The sequence below is a fragment of the Streptomyces sp. Rer75 genome, assembly GCF_013414305.1.
In the GTDB taxonomy this organism is placed as follows: domain Bacteria; phylum Actinomycetota; class Actinomycetes; order Streptomycetales; family Streptomycetaceae; genus Streptomyces; species Streptomyces himastatinicus.
In genome coordinates, this window is sequence record NZ_CP058693.1 from 360628 (window position 1) to 384955 (window position 24328).

General features: G+C 74.2%; 3 protein-coding genes. All 3 read right to left on the reverse strand.

The window, feature by feature from the left end:
• Positions 1-50: 50 nt before the first annotated feature.
• The 3 genes from HYQ63_RS01190 to HYQ63_RS01200 all read right to left on the reverse strand — a co-directional run bounded on the left by HYQ63_RS01190 (position 51) and on the right by HYQ63_RS01200 (position 24325).
• A complete protein-coding gene (locus HYQ63_RS01190; protein ID WP_179932072.1) occupies positions 51-9617 on the reverse strand; it encodes a type I polyketide synthase in 9567 nt (3188 codons plus the stop codon).
• A 40-nt stretch (positions 9618-9657) separates the two neighbouring features.
• The gene (locus tag HYQ63_RS01195) at positions 9658-13557 is read right to left on the reverse strand and encodes a type I polyketide synthase (RefSeq protein ID WP_257232553.1); all 3900 of its coding nucleotides are present in this window, start codon (positions 13555-13557) and stop codon (positions 9658-9660) included.
• A gap of 142 nt (positions 13558-13699) precedes the next feature.
• Complete coding sequence (locus HYQ63_RS01200) at positions 13700-24325, reverse strand: type I polyketide synthase (protein ID WP_179932074.1); 10626 nt, start codon at positions 24323-24325, stop codon at positions 13700-13702.
• Between the last annotated feature and the right edge of the window lie 3 nt (positions 24326-24328).

The following is a 24328-nucleotide window of genomic DNA, read 5'->3' on the forward strand; positions in this document are numbered from 1 at the left end:
TCTCGGGTCGGGCGTGAGTCCGGCTCTCGGGCCGTGCGCCATGCCGTGCGTCATTCCGTGGTGGTCTCGGCCGCTAGCCGCAGCAGGCTCTCGCCGTCGAGGTCGTCAAGGTCGTTTACGGGACCGGTCTGCGCCGGGCCCGCAGGAGTGGTGTCGTCACCGCCGCTGTCCGCGAGTCGCAGCACCAGGTCCAGCAGTCCGGCCTTGCGCAGCCTGCTCGGCGGGATGGACGCCAGCACCCGGCGGACCTCGGCCTCGGGGTCCTCGGCGGGCTCCCGCGTGCCGGGGAACAGCTCGGCCCCGATGTGCCCGGCGAGGGCGGTGGGGTTCGGGTGGTCGAAGACCAGCGCGGCGGGCAGGGGCAGCCCGGTCACCGCCTTGAGCCGGTTCCGTAGTTCCACCGCGCTCACCGAGTCGAAGCCGAGGTCGCGGAAGGCCCGGTCGGCCGGGACGGCGTCCGTCTCGGAGTGTCCGAGGGTCGCGGCCACCTCGGTCCGTACGGCGTCGAGCAGTACGCGGCGCCGTTCGGCGTCGGGCAGTTCGGCGAGGCGGCGCGGCAGCGACGGCGCACCGTCCGCGGTTTCGTCCCCCGCGTCCCCCGCGTCCCCGGCCTTCCCCGTGTTGTCGGCGGGCGCCGGTTCGCGGGCCTCCGGCAGGCCGGACAGCAGCGGGCTGGGACGGGACACGGTGAAGCTGGAGGCGAACGCGGCCCAATCCATCGCCGACACCGTCATGGTGGTCCGGTCGTCGTCAAGGACCCGCTGGAGCGCGGCGATGGCCTTCGGCGGCTCCATCGGCAGAACGCCGCGCTTCGCCAGTTGTTCCACCAGGCCGGGGTCGGTGGCCATACCTGCCTCGCCCCAGGCGCCCCAGGCGATCGACGTGGCGGTCAGGCCCCGGGCACGGCGGTGTTCGGCCAGCGCATCGAGGTAGGCGTTGCCCGCCGCGTAACCGGGCTGTCCGCCGCTGCCCCAGGCCGAGGCGCCCGAGGAGAACATGACGAACGCGTCCAGCCGGGCATCCGTGGTCAGTTCGTGCAGGTTGAGCGCGGCGGTCAGCTTGGGCCGCATCAGCGCGTCCAGCCGGTCGGGGGTCAGCGACGCCGCTTCGCTGTCGCCGTCCGACACCCCGGCGGCGTGGATCACCGCGGACAGCGGGAATTGGGGGAACTCGGCGGGAATGGCCGACAGCACGGCGGAGAGCGCGTCGCGGTCGGCCACGTCGCAGGCCACGACCGTCACCCGGGCGCCCAGGTCCTCCAGTTCGGCGCGCAGCCCGACGACGCCCGGCGCGTCCGGGCCGCGGCGGCCGGCGAGCACGACATGCCCGGCACCGCGCTCGACGGCCCACCGGGCGAGATACCCGCCCAGACCGCCGGTGCCGCCCGTGATGAGCACGGTTCCGCGCGTACGCCACGGCCGCTCGGGCCGTGCGGGGGCGGGTTCGGCGTGGACCAGTCGGCGGCCGAAGGCGCCCGACGCGCGGACCGCGACCTGGTCCTCGCCGTCCAGCCCTGCCAGCACTCCGGCCAAGCGGGTGGCGGCGCGCTGGTCCAGGGTCTCCGGGAGGTCCACCAGGCCGCCCCACAGGCCCGGTTGTTCGAGCGCGACGACCCGGCCGAAGCCCCACAGCGCGCCCTGCGCCGGGTGGCTGACCCGGTCGTCCCGCGCGGCCGAGACGGCGCCGCGCGTGACGCACCACAGCGGCGCGCGCAGCCGCGCGTCGCCCAGCGCCTGGACCAGGGCGAGGGTCGCGGACAGTCCGCTGGGGACGGAGGTGAACCCGGAGCGCGGCCGCTCGGCGAGGCCCAGCAGCGAGAGGACGCCGGTGAACTCCGTGGCGGGGTGGGGAGAGGTTTCACCGGCATGGGCCAGTCGGGCCGCCAACTGCTCGCGGTCGGTGTTCTCGGTGGACTCGATATCGATCCGCACCACGTCCGGTCCCAGGGCATCGAGCACCGCTTCGGCCCATGGGTCGCCCTCGCATTCGGCCGGGACCACCGCGAGCCACCTGCCGGTGAGCGGGGTGGTCGCGGGTTCCCGCAGCCGGGTCCAGTCGGTCCGGTAGCACCAGGCACCCACGGCCGACCGCCGCCGGTGCTGCTCGCGCCACGCGGACAGCGCGGGCAGCACGACGGAGAGGGAATCCTGACCGTCGTCGGCGTCGATGCCCAGTTCCGCGGAGAGCGCGTCGAGGTCGCCGCTCTCCACGAGGGTCCAGAAGGCGGCGTCCTCACCGTCGGTGGCGCCGGCGCCACCGACGGCCCGTACGCGCTCCGCTTTGGGCTCCGGCCAGTAACGCCGGTGCTGGAACGGGTAGGTGGGCAGGTCGACGGGACCACGACAACCGTCCGGAAGCGCCGTACGCCAGTCAACCGGGAGCCCGTGCACCCAGCCCTCGGCGACCGAGGTCACGAAGCGCCGGGCGCCGCCGTCGTTCCGGCGGATCGAGCCGAGGACGACCGCCTCGTCGGCGCCCGCCGCCTCGCAGGTCTCCTCGATCGCGCCGGCCAGCAGCGGATGCGGATTCGTCTCGACGAAGATCCGGTGGCCGTCGGCCAGCAGCGACCGGGTGGCCTGCTCCATGCGCACCATCTGCCGCAGGTTCGCGTACCAGTAGTCGGCGTCCAGCGTGGCCGTGTCCAGCCGCTCCCCGGTCACCGTGGAGTAGAACGGCACCCGCGAGGACACCGGGCGCAGCGACGCCAGGACGGACAGCAGTTCGTCCCGTACGGCTTCGGCCTGCGGTCCGTGGCCCGCGATGTCGGATCGCACCTTGCGGGCGCGCAGGCCCTGGGCCTCGCACTCCCGCATCAACTCGTCCAGCGCCGGCGGATCTCCGGAGACCACCACGGACGAGGGCCCGTTCAGCACCGCAAGGGACAGCCTCCCCGGCCAGGATTCCAGCAGTGGGCTCACCCGCCCGGCGGGGGCGGCCACCGACATCAGGCCGCCGTGCCCGGCCAGCTTCAGCATCGTCCTGCTGCGCAGCGCGATGAGCGCGGCGGCGTCCTCGAGCGACAGGGCGCCGGCGATATGAGCCGCGGCGACCTCGCCCTGGGAATGCCCTACGACGGCGCCGGGTTCGACGCCGTGGGAGCGCCACAGTTCGGCCAGCGCCACCATCGTCGCGAACAGCGCGGGCTGTACGACGTCAGCTCGTTCCAGCGCTTCGGGATCGCCGGACCCGGTCAGCAGGTCGGTCAGCGACCAGTCGATGTGCGGGGCGAGTGCGTCGGCGCAGGCGGTCACGGTGTCCCGGAAGACGCGGGAGGCCGCGAAGAGTTCCCGGCCCATGCCCCACCATTGCGAGCCCTGGCCCGGGAAGACGAACACCGGGCCGGTCTCGTTGTCCAGCGCGGTCCCGCGCACCAGGCCGGAGGCGCTGCCCTGGGCCGCCAGTGTGTCGAGGGAGCGCAGCAGTTCGTCGCGGTTGTTCCCGAGCACGACCGCGCGGTGGTCGAAGGCGGAGCGGGTGGTGGCCAGGGACCATCCCACCTCGGCGGGCTGGGACGTCGGGTGTTCCAGCGCGAACGCCCGCAGCCGTGCGGCCTGTTCGCCGAGCGCGGTCGCGGACCGCGCCGAGAGCACCCACGGTAGGGGGCCGTCGGTCTCGGGTGGGGGGTGTTCATGGGTGTCGGGTGCCTGCTCCAGGACGGCGTGTGCGTTCGTTCCGCTGATGCCGAACGCCGAGACCCCGGCGCGGCGCGGCCGGTCCGCCCGGGGCCACTGCCGCTGCTCGGTGAGGAGTTCCACGGCGCCGGCGGACCAGTCCACCCGCGAGGACGGGGTGTCGGCGTGCAGGGTCCGGGGGAGCGTGCCGTGCCGCAGGGCCAGCACCGTCTTGATGACGCCCGCGACCCCGGCCGCGGCCTGGGTATGGCCGATGTTGGACTTGAGCGAGCTCAGCCACAGCGGCCGGTCCGCCGGCCGCTGCCGGCCGTAGGTGGCCAGCAGCGCTCCCGCCTCGATCGGGTCGCCGAGCCGGGTGCCGGTGCCGTGTGCCTCCACGGCGTCGATGTCCGCGCCGGACAGGCCCGCGTCGGCGAGCGCCTGGCGGATGACGCGCTGCTGGGCGGGGCCGTTGGGCGCGGTCAGGCCGTTCGACGCGCCGTCCTGGTTGACCGCGCTCCCCCGTACCACCGCGAGGATCCGGTGCCCGTTGCGCTGCGCGTCCGACAGGCGCTCGACCACCACCACGCCGACGCCTTCGGAGTATCCGGTGCCGTCCGCGTCGTCGGAGAACGCCTTGGCCCGGCCGTCGCGCGCGATCGCTCCCAGCCGGGAGATCCGTGCGAAACTGACCGAGTCGGTCATCACGGTCGCGCCGCCGACCAGGGCCAGCGAGCACTCGCCCGCGCGCAGCGCCCGCGTCGCCAGGTGCAGGGCGACCAGGGAGGAGGAGCACGCGGTGTCCACGGTGACGGCCGGGCCCTCGAACCCGAAGGTGTAGGAGAGGCGGCCGGAGAGCACGCTCGCCGCGAGTCCGGTGGCGGCGTGGGCCGCCACGTCCTCGCGGGATCCGGTCACCACGTGCGCGTAGTCCTGCCCATTGCTGCCCATGAAGACCCCGGTGCGGCTGCCGCGCAGGGTCCGCGGGTCGAGCCCTGAGCGTTCGACGGCCTCCCAGGACACTTCGAGCAGCAGCCGCTGCTGCGGATCCATGGTCACCGCCTCGCGCGGGGAGATCCCGAAGAACGCGGCGTCGAAGTCGGCCGCGTCATAGAGGAATCCGCCCTCGAAGCGCGCGCCGCTCCACGGCCCGTCGCCGCCGAAGGCACCGAGGTCCCAGCCGCGGTCGGCGGGGAAGTCCGAGATCGCGTCCCGCCCCTGGGCCAGCAGCTCCCACAGCTGCTCGGGGGTGTTCACGCCGCCGGGCAGCCGACAGGCCATGCCCACGATCGCCAGCGGTTCGTCGGCGGCCCCGGCCGGCGCTGCGGGCGGCGCTGCGGGCGGGGCCGGTACGTCCGGGGCGGGCCGCTCACCGCCCAGTCCGGCCAGCAGATGTCCGGCCAGCAGCCGGGGGGTCGGGTAGTCGAATACGACGCCGGTGGGCAGCGCCAGTCCCGTCTCGGCCGCGAGTTGGTTGCGCAGCTCCACCGCGGTCAAGGAATTGAATCCGGAGTCCCGGAAGGCTTTGTCCGCGTGCACCAGGTGCGTCGCGTTCGCGGGCGCGTGCCCGAGCACCGCGGCCGCGCGCTCCCGTACCGTCTCCAGCACCAGCGCGGCCCGCTCGGCCGCCGGGAGGTCGCTCAGCCGCCCGCGCAGCCGCGGCGCCGGTGCGCTGTCCTCGCGGAGCGCGCGCCGCGCGTACGGCAGCTCTTCCAGCAGTGGGGTCCGGCGCAGGCCGGAGGGCGGGGCCTGCGACGCGAAGTGCTGAAGGTCGGCGACCACCAGCGTCGGATGCGGTTCGGTGACCGCCTCGGACAGCGCCGAGACCGCGAGCCGCGGATCCAGCCTCGCGAGCGCGACGCTGCCGGCTGCTCCGGACCCCGGTCGGGCGGCCATGCCGGCGCCGCCCCAGCCTCCCCAGGCGATCGAGGTCGCGGGCAGGCCCCGCGCGTGCCGATACTGCGCCAGCGCGTCCAGCGAGGCGTTGGCGGCCGCGTAGTTGGCCTGTCCGGGATTGCCCACGACCGACGACACGGAGGAGAACAGGACGAACGCCGACAGGTCCGCGTCACGCGTGAGCTCGTCGAGCAGGAGGGCCGACGCGACCTTGGCGCGGAACACCGTGGCGAACCGGTCCGGGGTCAGCCGGTCGAGTACGCCGTCGTCCAGCACACCCGCCGCGTGCACCACCCCGGTCAGCGGCCGGTCGGCGGGGATGTCCGCCAGTACGGCCTCCAGCCCCGCCCGGTCCGCGGCGTCGCAGGCGGCGATGGTGACGTCCGCGCCAAGCTCGGTCAGCTCCCGTCGCAGGTCCGCCGCGCCCGGGGCGGCGGGGCCGCTCCGGCTGACGAGCAGCAGGCGCGGTCCGCCGCCCCCGGCCGCTCCGTCCCCGGCCGACCCGCGTTGGGCGAGCGCGCGCGCCACGTGCGCGCCGAGCGCACCGGTCCCGCCGGTGATCAGCACGGTGCCGGACGGCTCCCACTCCGCCGCGGGGCGCGGGGCCGGGGCGGGCACCAGCCTGCGTACGTACGTACCGGACGGCCGTACGGCGACCTGGTCCTCGCCGTCCCGGCCCGCCAGTACCGCGACGAAGGCGGCGGCCGAGTGCTCGTTCAGCTCGGTGGGCAGGTCGATCAGGCCACCCCAGCGGTCCGGGTACTCCAGCGCGGCCACGCGTCCCAGTCCCCATACCGCCGCCTGCGCCGGGCCGTCCGGGTGCTCGGCGTCATTCACGGCCACCGCGCCGCGCGTGACGCACCACAACGGGCAGTGCAGTCCGGCGTCGCCCAGCGCCTGCACCAGCGCGGTCGTGCGGACGAGCCCGGCGGGTACACCCGTGTCGTCCGCTGACTCGTCCGCTGCCAGCAGGGAGAGCACCCCGGCCACGGACGGAAGACCGTCGGCCGCGGTGGTGAGGCGTTCGACGAGGGCGGTACGGCCGGCGTCGCCGGCTTCCCAGGCTTCCCGGGCCTCGATGCGGACGGTATCCGGCCCCAGGGCATGGGCGACGGCAGAGATCCAGTCCTCGTCCGGCCCGCCCTGCGGGGTGACGACAAGCCAGGTGCCTGATGCCTTCCCGGGCGGGAAGCTCCGCCGCCGCCAGGTCTCGCGGTGGCGCCACGAGTCCACGGTGGACCTCTCGCGGTGGCGGGTCCGCCACGAGGACAGGGCGGGCAGTACGACGCGCAGCACCGCGGCGTCGGCGTGCAGGTTCGTCGCCAGCGATTCGACGTCCTCCCGCTCCACCGCCGCCCAGAACTCCGCCTCGGCGTCGCCGCCGTCCCGGGCGGGTGTGTCTGCGACCGGCGGCGCGAACCGCTCGTGCTGGAACGGGTAGGTGGGTACGTCGACCCGGTGCGCGCCGGTGTCCGCGAACAGCTCGGGCCAGTCGACGGCCACACCCGATACGTGGAGCCGCGCCAGCGCGGTCACGGCCGCGAGCTCTTCGCCGATGTCCTCGCGCAGCAACGGAACGACGACGGCGTCGGGCGCCAGGGACTCCTGGGCCATGGCCGTGAGGACGCCGTTCGGTCCCAGCTCCAGCCAGGCACCGGCGCCCTCGGAGGCGATCGCGCGCACGCCGTCGGCGAACCGTACGGTCTCGCGGACGTGGCGCACCCAGTAGTCGGGCGAGCCCAGCTCACCGGCCGCCGCGAGCCTCCCCGTCACATTCGACACGACCGGAATGCGCGGCTCGTGGAAGGTGAGCCCGCCGATTGCCGCACGGAACTCCTCCAGCATCGGGTCCATCAGCGGCGAATGAAACGCATGGCTGACAGCCAGCATCCTCGTCCGACGGCCCTCCAACCGCGCGACGACCTCCTCGACCGCTGTCCCCTCGCCGGACAGCACCACCGACGACGGCCCGTTCACCGCCGCCACCGACACCTCACCGGACAGCAACGGCCGGACCTCGTCCTCAGCCGCCTCGACCGCCACCATCGCCCCACCGCCGGGCAGGCCCTGCATCAGCCGCGCCCTGGCCGCCACCAGCACACAGGCGTCCGGAAGGGACAGCACTCCCGCGACGTGAGCAGCCGCGATCTCACCGATCGAGTGCCCGGCCAGGTAGTCGGCCTTCAGGCCCCATGTCTCCGCGAGGCGGAACAGGGCCACTTCGATGGCGAACAGAGCGGGTTGGGCGAAGCCGGTGCGGTTCAGCTGCTCGGCGTCGTCGCCCCAGATCACTTCGCGGAGGAGACCGGTGGTGCCGGGCGGTGGCAGGTGCTCGGACAGCTCCGCGAGTACCGCGTCGAATGCTTCCGCGAAGGCCGGGAAGCGCGCGTGCAGTTCGCGGCCCATGCCGATCCGCTGGCTGCCCTGTCCCGAGAACAGCACTGCGAGTGGCCGTTCGGCCGCGACGCCCCTGGCGAGTTCTGGTGCGCCCTCGGCGGAGCCCAGGAGCACGGCGCGGTGCTCGAAGACCGACCGGCCCTTCGCCAGGGAGAATCCGGTGTCGGCCGGGGAAGCCGGCCGGCCCGCCAGGGACCGCACCCGGAGGAGATGCTCGTCGAGAGCGGCGCCGGTCCTGGCGGAGACCACCCAGGGCACCGCGTCCGGCACGACCCGCACCGGGTCGGCGTCGCTCTCCGGCGCCCCCAGGGCCTCGGGGGCCCCGGGTATCTCGGGGGCCTGTTCCAGGACGACATGAGCGTTCGTACCGCTGATCCCGAACGACGACACCCCCGCACGCCGGGCCCGGCCGGTCTCCGGCCACGCGACGGTCTCGCGCAGCAGCGCGACCCGGCCGGCGGACCAGTCCACCCGCGACGAGGGCGTTCCGGCGTGCAGCGTACGAGGCAGCGTGGCGTGGCGCATCGCCTGAACCATCTTGATGACCCCGGCGACTCCGGCGGCCGCCTGCGTGTGGCCGATGTTCGACTTGAGCGAGCCCAGCCACAGCGGGCGGTCCGGCTCCCGGCCCTGGCCGTACGTGGCGAGCAGCGCCTGCGCCTCGACGGGGTCCCCGAGCCGGGTCCCGGTGCCGTGCGCCTCGACCACGTCCACGTCGGAGGTGGTCAGCGCGGCGTTCTCCAGTGCCTGCCGGATGACCCGCTCCTGCGCCGGTCCGTTCGGCGCCGTCAGGCCGTTCGAGGCGCCGTCGGAGTTCACCGCGCTGCCGCGCACCACCGCGAGTACGGGATGACCTTGCCGCCGCGCGTCCGACAGCCGTTCGACGACGAGCACCCCGACGCCCTCGGACCAGCCGGTGCCGTCCGCCTGCTCGGAGAACGCCTTGCACCGCCCGTCCGGGGCCAGCCCGCCCTGCCTGCCGAACTCCGGGAAGATCGCCGGGTCCGACAGCACCGTGACCCCGCCGACGACGGCGAGCGAGGACTCCCCGCCGCGCAGCGACCGCACCGCCATGTGCAGCGCGACCAGCGAGGACGAGCACGCGGTGTCCACCGTGACGGCCGGGCCCTCCAGGCCCAGGGTGTAGGCGAGGCGGCCGGACAGAACGCTGGCCGCGGTGCCGGTCATCACGTGGCCCTGCTGGTCGTCGCCGTCCGCGTCCGGCGGCTGCCGGTAACCCCAGTGGTAGGTGCCGACGTACACGCCGGAGCGGCTGCCGCGCAGGGCCAGCGGGTCGATACCGGCCCGTTCCAGCGCCTCCCAGGACACCTCCAGCAGCAGCCGCTGCTGCGGGTCCATCGCCGCCGCCTCGCGCGGGGAGATGCCGAAGAAGCCCGGGTCGAACTCGGTCGCCCCGGCCAGGAATCCGCCCTCGTGGGTGGGGCTGCCGCCCGGGCCGTCGCCGTGCAGGGCGCCCAGGTCCCAGCCGCGGTCGGTGGGAAACCCCGTGATGGCGTCCCCGTCGGCGCGGACCAGATCCCACAGCTCCTCAGGGGAGCCGATGCCGCCGGGCAGGCGGCAGCCCATGCCGACGATCGCGATGGGTTCGCCGGCGCGCTGCTCCAGTTCCTCGACCCGCGCTCGCGCCCGCCGCAGGTCGGCGGTGACCCGCCTGAGGTACTCGACGATTTTTCCCTGCTGGTCTTCTGGCACCGGACCGTCCTCACGGCTGAACGAAAGTGTGGCTGGCTGCTTACTGGAGTTCGAATTCCTCGTCGATGAGGTCGAGCAATCGGTCCACCGGCACCGAATCGATGTCCTCGGTGGAGACCCGATCGGGCGCCGGATCGGGCGGTTTCGCGTCGGGTCCGGTGTCGTCCGCGTGACCGTCCCCAATGCGGTCCGCCAGGTGGTCCGCGACCGACGCGGGGGTCGGATGGCTGAACACGAGGGTGTCGGGCAGTCGCAGCCCGGTGGCCGCGCCGAGCCGCGCGCGCAGTTCGGTCTCGGTCAGCGAGTCGAAGCCCAGTTCCCGGAAGGCCAGGTTCGCGTCCACCTGGTCGGGGTCCGCGTGGCCCAGCACCGCGGCCGCCTCGGCACGCACGAGGTCGAGCAGGACGCGGGCCCGTCGAGCGGCGGGCATGCCCCGCAGCTTCTCCGGCCGCGTCACGTCGACTCCGGGTCGCTCGGCGGGCCGGTCGGCGACGGGTTCGGCCGCCGGGGACGGGTCACCGAGCCGCGGCACCGGGCGTACGAACAGAGCGTCGACCGACAGCACCGGCGCCCCGCCCGGTTCGACGGCCTCGATCGCCAGCGAACCGTCCCGCTGGGGCGAGAGCCGCACGCGCAGTGCCGTGGCACCGGACGCATGCAGGGAAAAGCCTTGCAGGTACGAGGGAAGGCCGATGTCGGCGCCGGGCGGGGTGGCGTGCCTGGCGGCGTCCAGCAGCGCGGGATGCAGGACGAACGTGGCCGCGTCGGCTCCCGGTGGCAGGACCACTTCGGCGAACACGTCCGCGCCGCGCCGCCAGGCCGCGCGCAGCCCCTGGAGCATCGGCCCGTAGGAGAATCCGGCCTCGGCCCACCGCCGCCGGAAACTCTCCGCCTCGACCGGCTCGGCCCCCGGAGGCGGCCATGCGGCCGTGTCGAGCCCGGCGTCCCCGCCGCTCTTGAGGGCGAGCACACCGAAGGCGTGCTCGGTCCACGGCGCGCCGACGGCCGGGACGGGCCGCGCGTGCACGGTCACCGGCCGCCGTCCCGATTCCCGGGCGGCCCCGACCCGCAGCTGAAGTTCCACCGCACCGGATTCGGGCAGGACGAGCGGAGAGGTGAGGACGAGCTCTTCGAGGTGGGCACATCCGGCCTCGTCACCGGCCCGGACGGCCAGTTCCGCCAGGGCCGTGCCGGGCAGCACGACCCGGCCGCACACCTTGTGGTCGGCCAGCCATGGCTGCGCGGCCACCGAGACGCGGCCACCGCACACCAGGCCGGCGTCCTCGGCGAGTTCCACGACCGTGCCCAGCAGCGGGTGTCCCGAGCCGTTCTGGTACGTGCCGCTGCCGTCCGCCGGGACGGTCGGCCAGAAGCGTTCGTGCTGGAAGGCGTAGGTCGGCAGGTCCACCGGGCGTGCGCCCGTGCCCGCGAAGAACGCGCGCCACGCCACCGGCACCCCGGCCACGTGCAGCCGGCTCAGTGCGGTCACCAGCGCGGTCTCCTCACCGCGGTCCTTGCGCAGGGCGGGCACCGCGGTCACCCGCGTACCGGCCAGGCTGTCCCCGGCCATGGCGGACAGCGCGCCGTCCGGACCCAGTTCCAGCAGGACGGTGGCGCCCGCCGCGCGGAGGGTGGCGAGGCCGTCGCCGAAGCGGACGGTGTCGCGGATGTGGCGCACCCAGTACTCCGGCGAGCACAGCTCCCCGTCCGTCGCGAGCCGCCCGGTCAGGTTCGACACCACGGGGACGCGCGGCTCCTGGAACTCCAGGCGCTCCACTATGCGCCGGAACTCCGCGAGCATCGGGTCCATCAGCGGCGAGTGGAAGGCGTGCGACACGGACAGCCTGGTGGTCCTGCGACCTTCGGCCGCCAGCGTACCGGCGATCCGCAAAACCTCACGCTCCACTCCGGCGAGCACCACCCGCGACCGGCCGTTGACCGCCGCGATCGACACGCGGTCGGTCAGTAAGGGCTGCACTTCGTCCTCGGTGGCCTGCACCGCGACCATGGCTCCGCCTTCCGGCAGCGCCTGCATCAGCCCAGCGCGCGCGGCCACCAGGCGGCACGCGTCGACGAGCGAGAACACCCCGGCCACGTGTGCCGCCGTCACCTCACCGATCGAATGCCCGGTCAGGAGGTCCGGCGTCACGCCCAGCGACTCCACGAGCCCGTACAGCGCCACCTCGACGGCGAACAGCGCGGGTTGGGCGAACCCGGTCCGGTCGAGCAGGGCCGGGTCCTCGCCCCACAGCGCCTCCCGCAGCGGCACGTTCATCCGCGACAGGTCCGTATGGCGTTCGAACTCCGCCAGCACCGCGTCCAGCCGCTCGGCGAACACCGGGAAACGGCCGTACAACTCCCTCCCCATGCCGATTCGTTGGGTGCCCTGCCCCGAGAACACCACCGCCGTCCGGCTCTTCCCGGCGACGCCGCGTGCCGCTTCGGACAGGCTCCCGCCGGCGGCGAGCAGGACCGCCCGGTGGTCGAACGCCGAACGGCCGGTGGCCAAGGAGAATCCGACATCGACGGCGGAGTGGGGATCCGTTGTGGACACCGGAGTGGACCGGATCCGGTCCAACTGGGCGTCCAGCGCGGCCTCGGTCCTGGCCGACACCACCCAGGGCACCACGGCCGGAGAGATCTCCGGGTTCCGCTCGGACTCGTCGGCCGGGGCGACCGGCGGCGCCTGTTCGAGGACGACGTGCGCGTTGGTGCCGCTGATGCCGAACGAGGACACCCCGGCGCGCCGCGGGCGACCGGTATCAGGCCACGCGGTGTTCTCACGCAGCGGTTCGACCGCCCCCGCCGCCCAGTCCACCTGGGATGTGGGCACGTTCAGGTGCAGGGTGCGCGGGAGCGTCCCGTGCCGCAGCGCCAGCACCGTCTTGATCACGCCCGCCACGCCCGCTGCCGCCTGCGCGTGGCCGAGGTTCGGCTTCAGCGAGCCGAGATACAGCGGGCGGGTCCGGCCCTGGCCGTACGTGGCGAGCAAGGCCCGCGCCTCGACCGGGTCGCCCACTCGGGTGCCGGTGCCGTGCGCCTCCACCGCGTCCACCTCGAAGGTGCCCAGTGCGGCGTCCTCGAGGGCCTGACGGATCACCTGTTCCTGGGAGGCGCCGTTCGGCGCGGTCAACCCGCGTGAGGGGCCGTCGGAGTTCACCGCGCTGCCGCGCACGACGGCGAGCACCGGATGACCGTGGCGCCGCGCGTCGGACAGCCGCTCCAACAGCAGTACGCCCACGCCTTCGGCCCACGCGGTGCCGTTCGCGTCGTCGGAGAAGGCGCGGCACCGGCCGTCCGGCGCGAGCCCGCCCTGCCGGGAGTAGCCGACGAGACCACGCGGGGTGGACATGACGGTCGCGCCACCGGTCAGCGCCAGCGAGCACTCCCCCGCCCGCAGCGCCCGCACCGCGCAGTGCAGCGCCACCAGCGAGGACGACGACGCGGTGTCCACCGTGATCGCCGGGCCTTCCAGGCCGAGGAAGTAGGCCAGCCGGCCGGACGCCACGCCCGGCGAGGTGCCGGTGACGGCGTGCCCGGCCAGGTCCTCCTCCGCCCGCTGGACGACAAGTGAGTAGTCCTCGCCACTGGTGCCGATGAACGCACCCGACCGGCTGCCGCGCAGGGACAGCGGGTCGATTCCCGCCCGTTCGACCGCCTCCCAGGACACCTCCAGCAGCAGCCGCTGCTGCGGGTCCATGGCCAGCGCCTCGCGCGGGCTGATCCCGAAGAAGCCGGGGTCGAACTCCGCCGCGCCGCGCAGGAAGCCGCCCCGCTGGGACGCGCTGCGGCCCTCGCCGTCGCCGGCGAGGGCGGCCAGGTCCCAGCCGCGGTCGGCGGGGAGGCCGCCGGTCGCGTCCTGCCCGGACACGACGAGGCTCCACAGGTCTTCGGGAGTATGGATCCCGCCTGGGTATCGGCACGCCATTCCGACGATCACTACCGGATCGCCGGATGGCTCCGTGCCGGAGCTGACCGTCATGACGCCGCACCGCCTTGGAGGAAGTCGGACGAGTGGAGTTCAGCCCGGAGGCTAAGGCCGCGGGATCTTTACATTCCCTTAGTCCTTGCGGCGGACGGGGCTACGCGCCACCGTCGGGGTCCAGGGTGGTGAGCCATTCCTCCATCAGGCGTGCGGTCTCCCCGGAGTCGTCGGCGATCAGCGTCAGGTGGTCGGCGTCGATCAGGCGCGTGGTGGAGGCCGGGACCGCGGGCACCGCGTCCCCGTGCCCGACCCCGGGCAGCGACTCCGCGCACCGGACGAGCAGGCTCGGCACCGAGGTCGTGTACCGCTCCGCGCCGCCGGTGGTCATCCGTATGAACCAGTGCGCCATCGCCGACAGCCGGGCGCTGTTCAGCTTCACCGACGGGGAGTCGATGCCCGCGAGGTAGTTGCTCTGGACCACGTCCCAGTCGACCTGCTCCCCGGCCTCGTACTGGAGGCTGAGGGTGTCGAGCATGATGACGCCCTCGGGGCGGACGCCCCAGACCTCCTCCAGCACGCCCGCGGCCCGGTAGGCGAAGGTGCCGCCGGTGGAGTAGCCGACGAGGACGAACGGCTCGCCGTCACTGGCCAGCAGCGCGCTCTCCGCGATCAGCCGGGCCGCGGCCTCGCTGGTGGCGGGCAGCGGCTCGCCCTCGGCGAAGCCGAGCAGCGGCAGCGCGGAGACGTGTCGGTTGCCGCGGAACCGGGAGGCGATCCGGGCGTACTGGTGGACGCCTCCGTTCGCGCCGGGGGCGCTGATGCAGATCAGCCGGGGCTTGCCCGGGCCCGTGGCCAGGGTCACCGGCTGGGGCAGCTCTTCGACCTCGGCGGACACCTCGCAGGACGGCCGGGTGGCGGCGACGGCCATCAGCAGCCGCATCGCCTCCAGCTGCCTGCCGGAGTTCACGGTGTCGAAGAACATGCCGACCAGCGAGTCCTGGGTGTTCTCCCGGACGGCGGTGAGCGCTCCGGGTTCGGCCGCCGCGCTCATGCCGCCCTGGTGCGCGAGCCGGTCGCGTAGCCACTGGGCGAGCCCGGCGGGCGTCCGGGTCTCGAACACCACCGAGGTCGGCACCCGCATGCCGAGCGCCTCACCGATCTGGTTGCGCAATTCGAGCGCGATCAGCGAGTCGAAGCCCATGGTGAGGAACGCGCGCTGCGGATCGATCGCGTCCGCGTCGCGCTGGCCGAGCAGCACGGCCGAGGTGCCGACCACCAAGTCCACCAGCAGTTTCTCCTGCTCGTCCGGGTCGAGGCCGCGGAGCCGGTCCCGTACGGTGGCCAGCGACCTCGCCGTCCCGGCCGCCGTGGGCCGGGAGCTGGGGATGAGGTTGCGCAGCAGCGGGTGCACCTGCTGGAGCGCCCGCGACCGGTCCACCCGGAGCGGGACCAGCTGGGCCTCGTCGCGGGTGATGGCCGCGTCGAAGAGGGCCAGGCCCAGCTCCGGGGTCAGCGGTGGCGTGCCGGACCGGCTCATACGCTGGATGTCGGTCTCGGTGAGGTGGCCGGTCATTCCCGTGCGGCGGCCCCAGAAGCCCCACGCCAGCGAGGTGGCGGGCAGCCCCTGGCCGCGCCGGTACGCCGCGAGGGCGTCGAGGTAGGCGTTGCCCGCGGCGTAGCTCGCCTGGGCCTGGCTGCCCATCACCCCGGACACCGAGGAGTACAGCACGAAGGCGGCCAGGTCGAGTTCACGGGTCGCCTCGTGCAGGTGCCAGGCGGCGTCGGCCTTGGGCCTCAGTACCGTGTCCACGCGCTCGGGGGTCAGCGAGGCGATCACGCCGTCGTCGAGCACACCGGCAGTGTGCACCACCGCGGTCAGCGGATGCTGCGCCGGCACGTCGGCCAGCAGGCGGGCTATGGCGGCGGGGTCGGTGACGTCGCAGGCGGCGACGGACACCTGAGCGCCGTGAGCGGTCAGTTCGTCGCGCAGCGCTGCCGCGTCCGGTGCCTCGGCGCCCCGGCGGCTGGCCAGCAGCAGCCGCCGTACGCCGCGCTCGGCCACCAGGTGCCGCGCCAGTTCCTCGCCGAGGCCGCCGGTGCCGCCGGTGATGAGCACCGTACCGTCGGGGTTCCAGGCCCGCCCGGATGGGGGCTGTGCGGGCACCCGCGTGAGCCGGGCGACCCGTGTGGTCCGTTTCCGCAGCACCCACTGCTCCTCGTCGGCGCCCAGCAGACCGGACAGCGCCCCGGCCGATATGTGCGCGTCATCGAGGTCGACCAGCAGGAAGCGGCCGGGGTTCTCCGACTGCGCGGACCGCACCAGGCCCCACACCGCCGCCGCGGCCAGGTCGGTGACGTCCTCACCGTCCGCGGCCATGGCGCCACGGGTGACGAACACGAGCCGCGAGCGGGCGAACCTCTCCTCGGCCAGCCACTCCTGCATCAGCGCCAGCGCCCGGTGTGTGGCTTCGTGTACGGCCTCGGGGCCGGGGCCCTCCGCGACCGGGACCACGAAGCCGTTCGGCACGGGTCCGTTGTCGCCGCCCTCGCCGATCGCCCCGGCCAGGGTCGCGGCGTAGGCCACGATGGTCTCGCCGCTCAGGGCCATCGCGTTGCCCAGGTCGTGCTGGTCGTCTCCGATGACGGCCCACCGTGCCCCGGCGAGGGGCGTGGGTTCGGTCGGGGCGGGGACCCATTCGACCCGGTAGAGCGAGTCGAGCGGGTCACGTCCGGCGGGCGCATCCGGCTGGGTCGGCGGCGGCCGAAGCGTCAGCGAGTCCACCGAGATCACCGGTGTGCCCTCGACGTCGGTCGCGGCCAGCGTGACGGTGTCCGGGCCGGTGCGCACCAGCCGGGCGCGCAGTACGGACGCGCCGGAGGCATGCAGTACGGCGCCGTTCCACGAGAAGGGCAGGGCGCACTCGCCGTTGTCCTCACCGGCGAACGTGGCGGCGTGCAGCACCGCGTCGAGCAGCGCCGGGTGCATCCCGAAGCCGTCCGCGTCCGGTGCCTCGTCCGGCAGGACGACTTCGGCGAACACCTCCTCGCCACGGCGCCAGACGGCCCGCAGGCCGCGGAAGGCCGGTCCGTACTCCAGGCCCGCCCGGGCGTGGCGCTCGTAGAGCCCATCGAGATCGACCGGGGTCGACCCGGGCGGTGGCCAGACCGTCGCGTCGAACTCCGCGGCCGGGGCGCCGAAGGCATCGGAGGTGAGCACGCCGGTCGCGTGCAGGTGCCAGTCCCCGCCCGCGGCGTCGGCGGACCGTGCGTAGAGCCGGGTGTCCCGGTGGCCCCTCTCATCGGGTTCGCCCACCTGTGCTTGGATCTGGGTCGCGCCCTGCGCGGGGAGCACCAGCGGCGTGGTGATGGTGAGCTGCTCGACCCGGTCGCAACCGGCCTGGTCACCGGCGCGGATGGCCAGTTCCAGGAATCCGGTGCCGGGGAAGTACGCCGAGCCGCCGGACCGGGGCTCGGTCAGCCAGGGGTGGGTGGCCTGGGACAGGGTCCCGGTCAGCACGATGTCGTCCGAGCCCGCCACGTTCACCGTCGCGCCGATCAGCGGGTGGTCGGTCGGGGCGAGGCCCACGCCGGACAGGTCCGTCGGGACGGTCGAGCCCGACGGCCAGAACCGCTCGCGCTGGAAGGCGTACGTCGGCAGGTCCACCCGCCGGGCGCCGGTGCCCACGAAGAACGCCTGCCAGTCCACGGGCACACCCCTCACGTGGAGCCGCGCGAGCGCGGTGACGGCCGCCGTCTCCTCCGGGCGGTCCGCGCGCAGCATCGGCACGGCCACGGCCTCGTCCGGCGCCGACTCCTGGACCATGGCCGACAGTACGCCGTCCGGGCCCAGTTCGAGGAACGTTCGCACGTCCGCGTCGGCCAGTGTCCGGACGCCGTCGGCGAACCGTACGGTCTCGCGGACGTGGCGCACCCAGTAGTCGGGCGAGCGCAGCTCACCGGCCGTGGCGAGCCGCCCGGTCAGGTTCGAGACGACCGGGATGTGCGGCTCGTGGAAGGTGAGCCCGCCGATTGCCGCACGGAACTCGTCCAGCATCGGGTCCATCAGTGGCGAGTGGAACGCGTGGCTGACCGCCAGCCCGCTCGTCCGGCGGTCCTCGAACCGTGCGACGACCTCCTCGACCGCTGCCCGCTCTCCGGACAGCACCACCGACGACGGCCCGTTCACCGCCGCGACCGACACCCGGTCGGACAGCAGCGGCCGCACCTCGTCCTCAGTCGCCTCGACCGCCACCATCGCCCCGCCACCGGGCAGCGCCTGCATCAGCCGTCCACGCGCCGACACCAGCGCGCAGGCGTCGGCGAGGGACAGCACTCCCGCGACGTGAGCGGCGGCGATCTCACCCACCGAGTGGCCGGCCACGAACTTCGCCGCGATACCGAGGGATTCGGCCAGCCGGAACAGCGCCACCTCGACGGCGAACAGGGCGGGCTGAGCGGCCCCGGTCCGGTTCAGCGCCTCGGCGTCCTGGCCCCACATCACCTCGCGCAGCGCGGGATCGAGCTCGGCCAGCACCGCGTCCAGGGCCTCGGCGAACGCCGGGAACCGGGCGTACAGCTCCCGTCCCATGCCGAGCCGCTGCGCACCCTGACCGGAGAACAGCACCGCCGGCGCGCCCTGGCCGGCCGCGCCCCGGGCGGCCTCGGCCACTTCGTCCTCGGAGGCCAGCAGCACCGCCCGGTGGTCGAACGCCGACCGTTCCGTGGCGAGCGAGAGCCCGATGTCCAGCGGCGCGCGGTCCGCGGTCCCGGCCGCGAGGGACCGCACCCGGTTCACCTGGGCTTCGAGGGCCGTCTCGCTCTTGGCCGACACCACCCACGGCACTACGACGGGCGTGACGGTGGGCGGTTCGGCATCCTCCGCCGGCTCCTGCGGGGCCTGTTCGAGGATCACGTGCGCGTTGGTACCGCTGATGCCGAACGAGGACACCCCGGCGCGGCGGGGGCGCCCCGCCTCCGGCCATGCGGCGTTCTCGGTCAGCAGCTCAACGGCTCCCGCCGACCAGTCCACGTGGGACGACGGCTCGTCCACGTGCAGCGTCCGCGGCAGCACGCCGTGGCGTATCGCCATGACCGTTTTGATCAGCCCGGCCGCGCCGGCGGCGGCCTGGGTGTGGCCGATGTTGGACTTCACCGTGCCCAGCAGCAGCGGGCGCGTCCGGTCCTGGCCGTAGGTCGCCAGCAGGGCCTGCGCCTCGATCGGATCTCCGAGGGTGGTGCCGGTGCCGTGCGCCTCCACCGCGTCCACGTCCGCCGGGGTCAGGCCGGCGCTCGCCAGGGCCTGTCGGATCACGCGCTGCTGGGAGGGGCCGTTGGGCGCCGTCAGTCCGTTGGACGCGCCGTCCTGGTTGAGCGCGCTGCCGCGCACGACCGCGAGGACGGGGTGGCCGCCCCGCCGCGCGTCGGACAGCCGCTCCACCACCAGCACGCCGACCCCCTCGGACCAGCCGGTGCCGTCGGCGGAGTCCCCGAACGCCTTGCACCGCCCGTCCGGGGCGAGCCCGCCATGGTGCTTGAACCCGGCGAAACTGGCCGAGGTGGTCATGACCGTCACGCCACCGGCCAGCGCCAGCGAGCACTCACCGCCCCGCAGCGCCTGGGCGGCCAGGTGCAGCGACACCAGCGACGACGAGCAGGCCGTGTCGACGGTGACCGCCGGTCCTTCCAGGCCGAAGGCGTAGGACACCCGACCCGACATCACGCTGGGGCCGAGCATGACGCCGCGGCCCTCCATGTCCCGGGCGCGGGCGATCACATGCATGTAGTCCACGCCGTTGCTGCCGACGAATACGCCGGTCCTGCTGCCGCGCAGCCCGACGGGGTCGATACCGGACCGCTCGATCGCCTCCCACGCGGTCTCCAGAAGCAGCCGCTGCTGCGGGTCCATGCCCAGTGCCTCACGCGGCGAGATGCCGAAGAACCCCGGGTCGAAGTCGGCGGCGTCGTAGAGGAATCCGCCCTCGCCCTTCAGGTCCCAGCCGCGGTCGGTGGGGAAGTCCGAGATGGCGTCGCGGCCGGAGGAGACCAGGTCCCACAGCTGATCGGGCGAGCCGACGCCGCCGGGGAAGCGGCAGGCCATGCCGACGATCACGACCGGGTCGTCGGCGCCGTCGGGGACACCGGCGGGTGCCACGGCGAGCGCCGCTTCGTCAGCCTCGGCCCGGCGGCCCATCAGTTCGGCCGCGAGGTGGTCGGCCAGTGCCTGGGGCCTCGGGTAGTCGAAGAGCAGGCTCGCGGGCAGCGCGAGGCCGGTGACGCGGGCCAGTTGGTTGCGCAGCTCCATCGAGGTCAGCGAGTCGAATCCGTGGTCCTGGAAGACCCGCTCCACGCTGATGGCGTCCGGGCCGGCGTGCCCGAGGACCCCGGCCGCGTGCGTCCGGATCAGGTCCAGCAGCTGCGTCGTACGCTCGGACTCCGGCGCCGCGTACAGCTGCCGCCGCAGGGCGGAGGCCGCCGACTCGCTCTCACGCCGGACGTCGCGGGCCGACCGCTGCGCTTCGCGGGCGGCGGGCAGCGCGCTCAGCGACGCGCTGGGCCGCAGGCTGAACAGCGCCTCCAGTACGTCCTGCTGCCCCAGGTCGGCGACCACCGTGACCGGTTCGGGTGCGGCGACCAGTTCGGCCAGCACGCCGAGAGCCAGCCCGGGTTCCAGCACCGTGGTGCCGGTCTCGTGCAGCACGTCCTCGATGCCGGCGGCCATCCCGCCGCCCTCCCAGGCGCCCCACGCGATGGAGGTCGCGGGCAGGCCCTGCGCCCGGCGCTGCTGGGCCAGCGCGTCGAGCACCGTGTTGGCCGCGGCGTAGTTCGCCTGGCCCGGGTTGCCGACGGCACCGGCCACCGAGGAGAACAGGGCGAACACGGACAGGTCCCGGTCGCGGGTGAGCTCGTCGAGCAGCATCGCCGGGGAGACCTTCGCCCGGAACACCGCGCCGAACCGCTGCGGGGTCAGCCCGTTGAGCACGGCGTCGTCCAGCACACCGGCGGCGTGCACGACCCCGGTCAGCGGGAATTCCCCGGGGATGGCCGCCAGGGCGGCCGTCAGCTCGGCGCGGTTCGCGGTGTCGCAGGCGGCGATGGTGACGCGCGCGCCCAGCGCGGTCAGTTCCGCCTCCAGGTCCGCCGCGCCCGGCGACTGGGGACCGCGGCGGCTGAGCAGCAGCAGGTGTTCCGCGCCGTGCTCGGCCAGCCAGCGGGCCAGGTGCGCACCGAGCGCGCCGGTGCCGCCGGTGATGAGCACCGTGCCGGCGGGCTGCCAGGTCGGCGCCGCGTCGCGGGAGGGGGCGGGCAGCAGCCGCCTGCCGAACACGCCGGAGGCGCGGATCGCGACCTGGTCCTCGTCGCCGGGCCCGCCGAGGATGCCGATCAGCCGCCGGAGCGTACGGTCGTCCGGCTCCGGCGGCAGGTCGATCACGCCGCCCCAGCGGTCCGGGTACTCCAGGGCGGCGACCCGGCCGAGTCCCCAGAGCGCGGCCTGCCGCGGGCTGGTGACGGGGTCGTTCTCGTCCACCGACACGGCGCCGCGGGTCAGCGCCCATACCCGGCTGTGGATCCCGGCGTCGTCGAGGGCCTGTACGAGTACGGCGGTGTCGACCAGGCCCACCGGCACGCTCGACCATCGGCGTGCCTCGTTCGCCGCCAGCAGCGAGACCACTCCGGTGAACCTTATGCCGCCCTTCCTCAACTCGCCCAGCTGCTGCGCCAGTTCGGAACGGTCGGGCCGCTTCCCCAGCGTCACCGGGACCACGTCCGGGCCGAGCCCGTCCAGCACCGACCGCACCCACGGGAGGTCGGTCTCCGGCCCGTCGGCGGGCAGCGCCACCAGCCATACGCCCGGCAGGGCGGCCGCGGACGCGCCGCGCAGCGGCTGCCAGCTCTCCCGGAACCGCAGCGAGTCGGCGAGCGAACGGGCCCGCTGCTTGCCGCGCCAGGCCGACAGCGCGGGCACCACGCCGCCCAGCGCGTCGGTGTCGATGTCCAGGCGGGCCGCCAGGGACGGCAGGTCCTCGCGCTCCACCGCGGCCCAGAACTCGGCATCCGCCCCGTCCACCGCGTCGGAGAGCGGGACGGACCCTGCCGCCTCCGGCCAGTACCGCTCGCGCTGGAAGGCGTACGTCGGCAGGTCGGTCCGGTGGGCGCCGGTGCCCGCGAAGAACGCCCGCCAGTCCACACCGACCCCGGCCACGTGCAGCCGGGCCAGGCCGGTGACGGCCGCTGATTCCTCGTCGCGGTCCTTGCGCAGCAGGGGAACGACGGCGATGCGCTCCGGCGCGGACTCGCGCATCAGCGGCGCGAGCACCCCGTCCGGGCCGAGCTCGAGCAGCACACCGGCACCGGCGGCGGCCAGCGCCCGTACACCGTCGGCGAACCGTACGGTCTCACGGACGTGCCGCACCCAGTAGTCGGGCGAGCGCAGCTCGTCGGGCGTGGCGAGCGCGCCGGTCAGGTTGGAGACGATGTCGATCTCGGGCTGGTGGAAGGTCAAGCGCGCGGCGACGGCGCGGAACTCTTCCAGCATCGGGTCCATCAGCGGCGAGTGGAAGGCGTGGCTGACCGACAGCCTGCTGGCGCGGCGCCCCTTCAGGTGGGCGGTCACCTCGGCGACGGCGTCCTCCTCGCCGGAGACGACCAGCGACGAGGGACCGTTGACGGCCGCGATCGACACCTGGTCGGTGAGCAGCGGCCGGACCTCGTCCTCGGTGGCCTCGACCGCCACCATGGCGCCGCCGGCGGGCAGGGCCTGCATCAGACGGGCGCGGGCCGCGACCAGGCGGCAGGCGTCGGGGAGGGACAGTACGCCCGCGACGTGTGCGGCCGCCACCTCGCCGATCGAGTGCCCGGCTACGAACCGCGGGCGCACTCCCAGCGATTCGACCAGGCGGAACAGCGCCACGTCGACCGCGAAGAGGGCGGGCTGGGCGTGGCCGGTCCGATCCAGCAGGTCCGCGTCCTCGCCCCAGATCACATCGCGAAGCCGTCCCGGCTGCGATCCGGTGAGGCTTTCCGACGCCGTGGACCGGGGCGGGGAGAACTCCGCGAGCACGGCGTCCAACGCCTCCGCGAAGGCCGGGAAGCGGTCGTAGAGGCCGCGCCCCATGCCGAGGCGCTGTGCGCCCTGCCCGGAGAAGACGACGGCCACCGGCGCGTCCCCGGCCTCGCCCCGGGCGACTTCGAGGAGCCCCTCGTCGGAGGCCAGCAGCACGGCGCGGTGCTCGAACGCCGACCGGGCGGTGGCGAGGGAGAAGCCGACGTCGAGCGGCGAGCACTTCGGGTTCTGTTCCGCGAACCGCTTCAGGCTCTCCACCTGCGCGGCCAGCGCGGCCTCGGTCCTGCCCGCGACGGGCCAGGGCACCGCGCTGGGCACCGGGGCGAGGCCCTCGGCGGCCTCCGGTTCGTCCGGCGTGTGCTGTTCGAGGATGACATGGGCGTTGGTGCCGCTGATCCCGAACGAGGACACGCCCGCCCGGCGCGGGCGGTCGGTCCGGGGCCAGTCGGTGTTGGCGGTGAGCAGTTCGGCCGCGCCCTCGGTCCAGTCCACATGGGACGAGGGGGTGTCGACGTGCAGCGTACGCGGCAGCACTCCGTGTCGCATGGCCATGACCGTCTTGATGAGTCCGGCGGCGCCCGCCGCGGCCTGCGTGTGTCCGAGGTTCGACTTCACCGAGCCCAGGTACAGCGGCTGCTCCCGGTCCTGCCCGTACGTCGCGAGCAGGGCCTGCGCCTCGATCGGGTCGCCGAGGGTGGTGCCGGTGCCGTGCGCCTCCACCGCGTCCACGTCCGCCGGGGAGAGCCCGGCACTGGCGAGGGCCTGGCGGATGACCCGCTGCTGGGAGGGGCCGTTGGGCGCGGTGAGACCGTTGGACGCGCCGTCCTGGTTGACGGCGGAGCCCCGCATCACGGCGAGGACCTCGTGCCCATTGCGAATCGCGTCGGACAGCCGTTCCACCATGAGCACGCCGACGCCCTCGGACCAGCCGGTGCCGTCCGCGGCCTCGGCGAAGGGCTTGCAGCGGCCGTCGGGCGCCAGCCCTCCCTGGATGCTGAACCCGGCGAAGCTGGCGGGGGTCGTCATCACGGTGACCCCGCCCGCGAGCGCCAGGGAACACTCCCCGCTGCGCAGCGCGTGCGCGGCCAGGTGCAGCGACACCAGCGACGACGAGCACGCCGTGTCCACGGTGACGGCGGGGCCCACGAGGCCGAACACGTAGGAAAGCCGCCCGGAGATCACGCTCGCCGCGAGCCCGGTCCCACCGTGGCCGTCCATGTCCTCCCGCGCCTCGGCCACCAGCCGGACGTAGTCCTGGCCGTTGGTGCCGACGAACACGCCGGTCTGGCTGCCGCGCAGCGAGAGCGGGTCGATCCCGGTGCGTTCGATCGCCTCCCAGGACACTTCGAGCAGCAGCCGCTGCTGCGGGTCCATGGCCAGCGCCTCGCGCGGGCTGATCCCGAAGAAGCCCGGATCGAAGTCGGCCGCATCGTAGAGGAATCCGCCTTCGCCAGTGATGCTGCGGCCGGGGCCGTCCCCGGTGAGCACTGCGGCATCCCAGCCGCGATCGGTCGGGAAGCCGGAGATCGCGTCATCGCCCGAGACCACCAGGTCCCACAGCTGCTCCGGCGAGCGCACCCCGCCGGGGAACCGGCACGCCATGCCGACGATCGCCACCGGCTCGTGCCGGCCGGACTCGGCCTCCTCAAGCCGCCGCCGCGTCTGGTGCAGATCCGCGGTGACCCACTTCAGGTATTCGACGAGCTTCTCTTCGTCCGCCATGGT

Bases quoted from the DNA above. Each gene is read 5' to 3' on its own strand.
- HYQ63_RS01200 (WP_179932074.1), bottom strand. From the start codon at position 24,325: ATGGCGGACGAAGAGAAGCTCGTCGAATACCTGAAGTGGGTCACCGCG.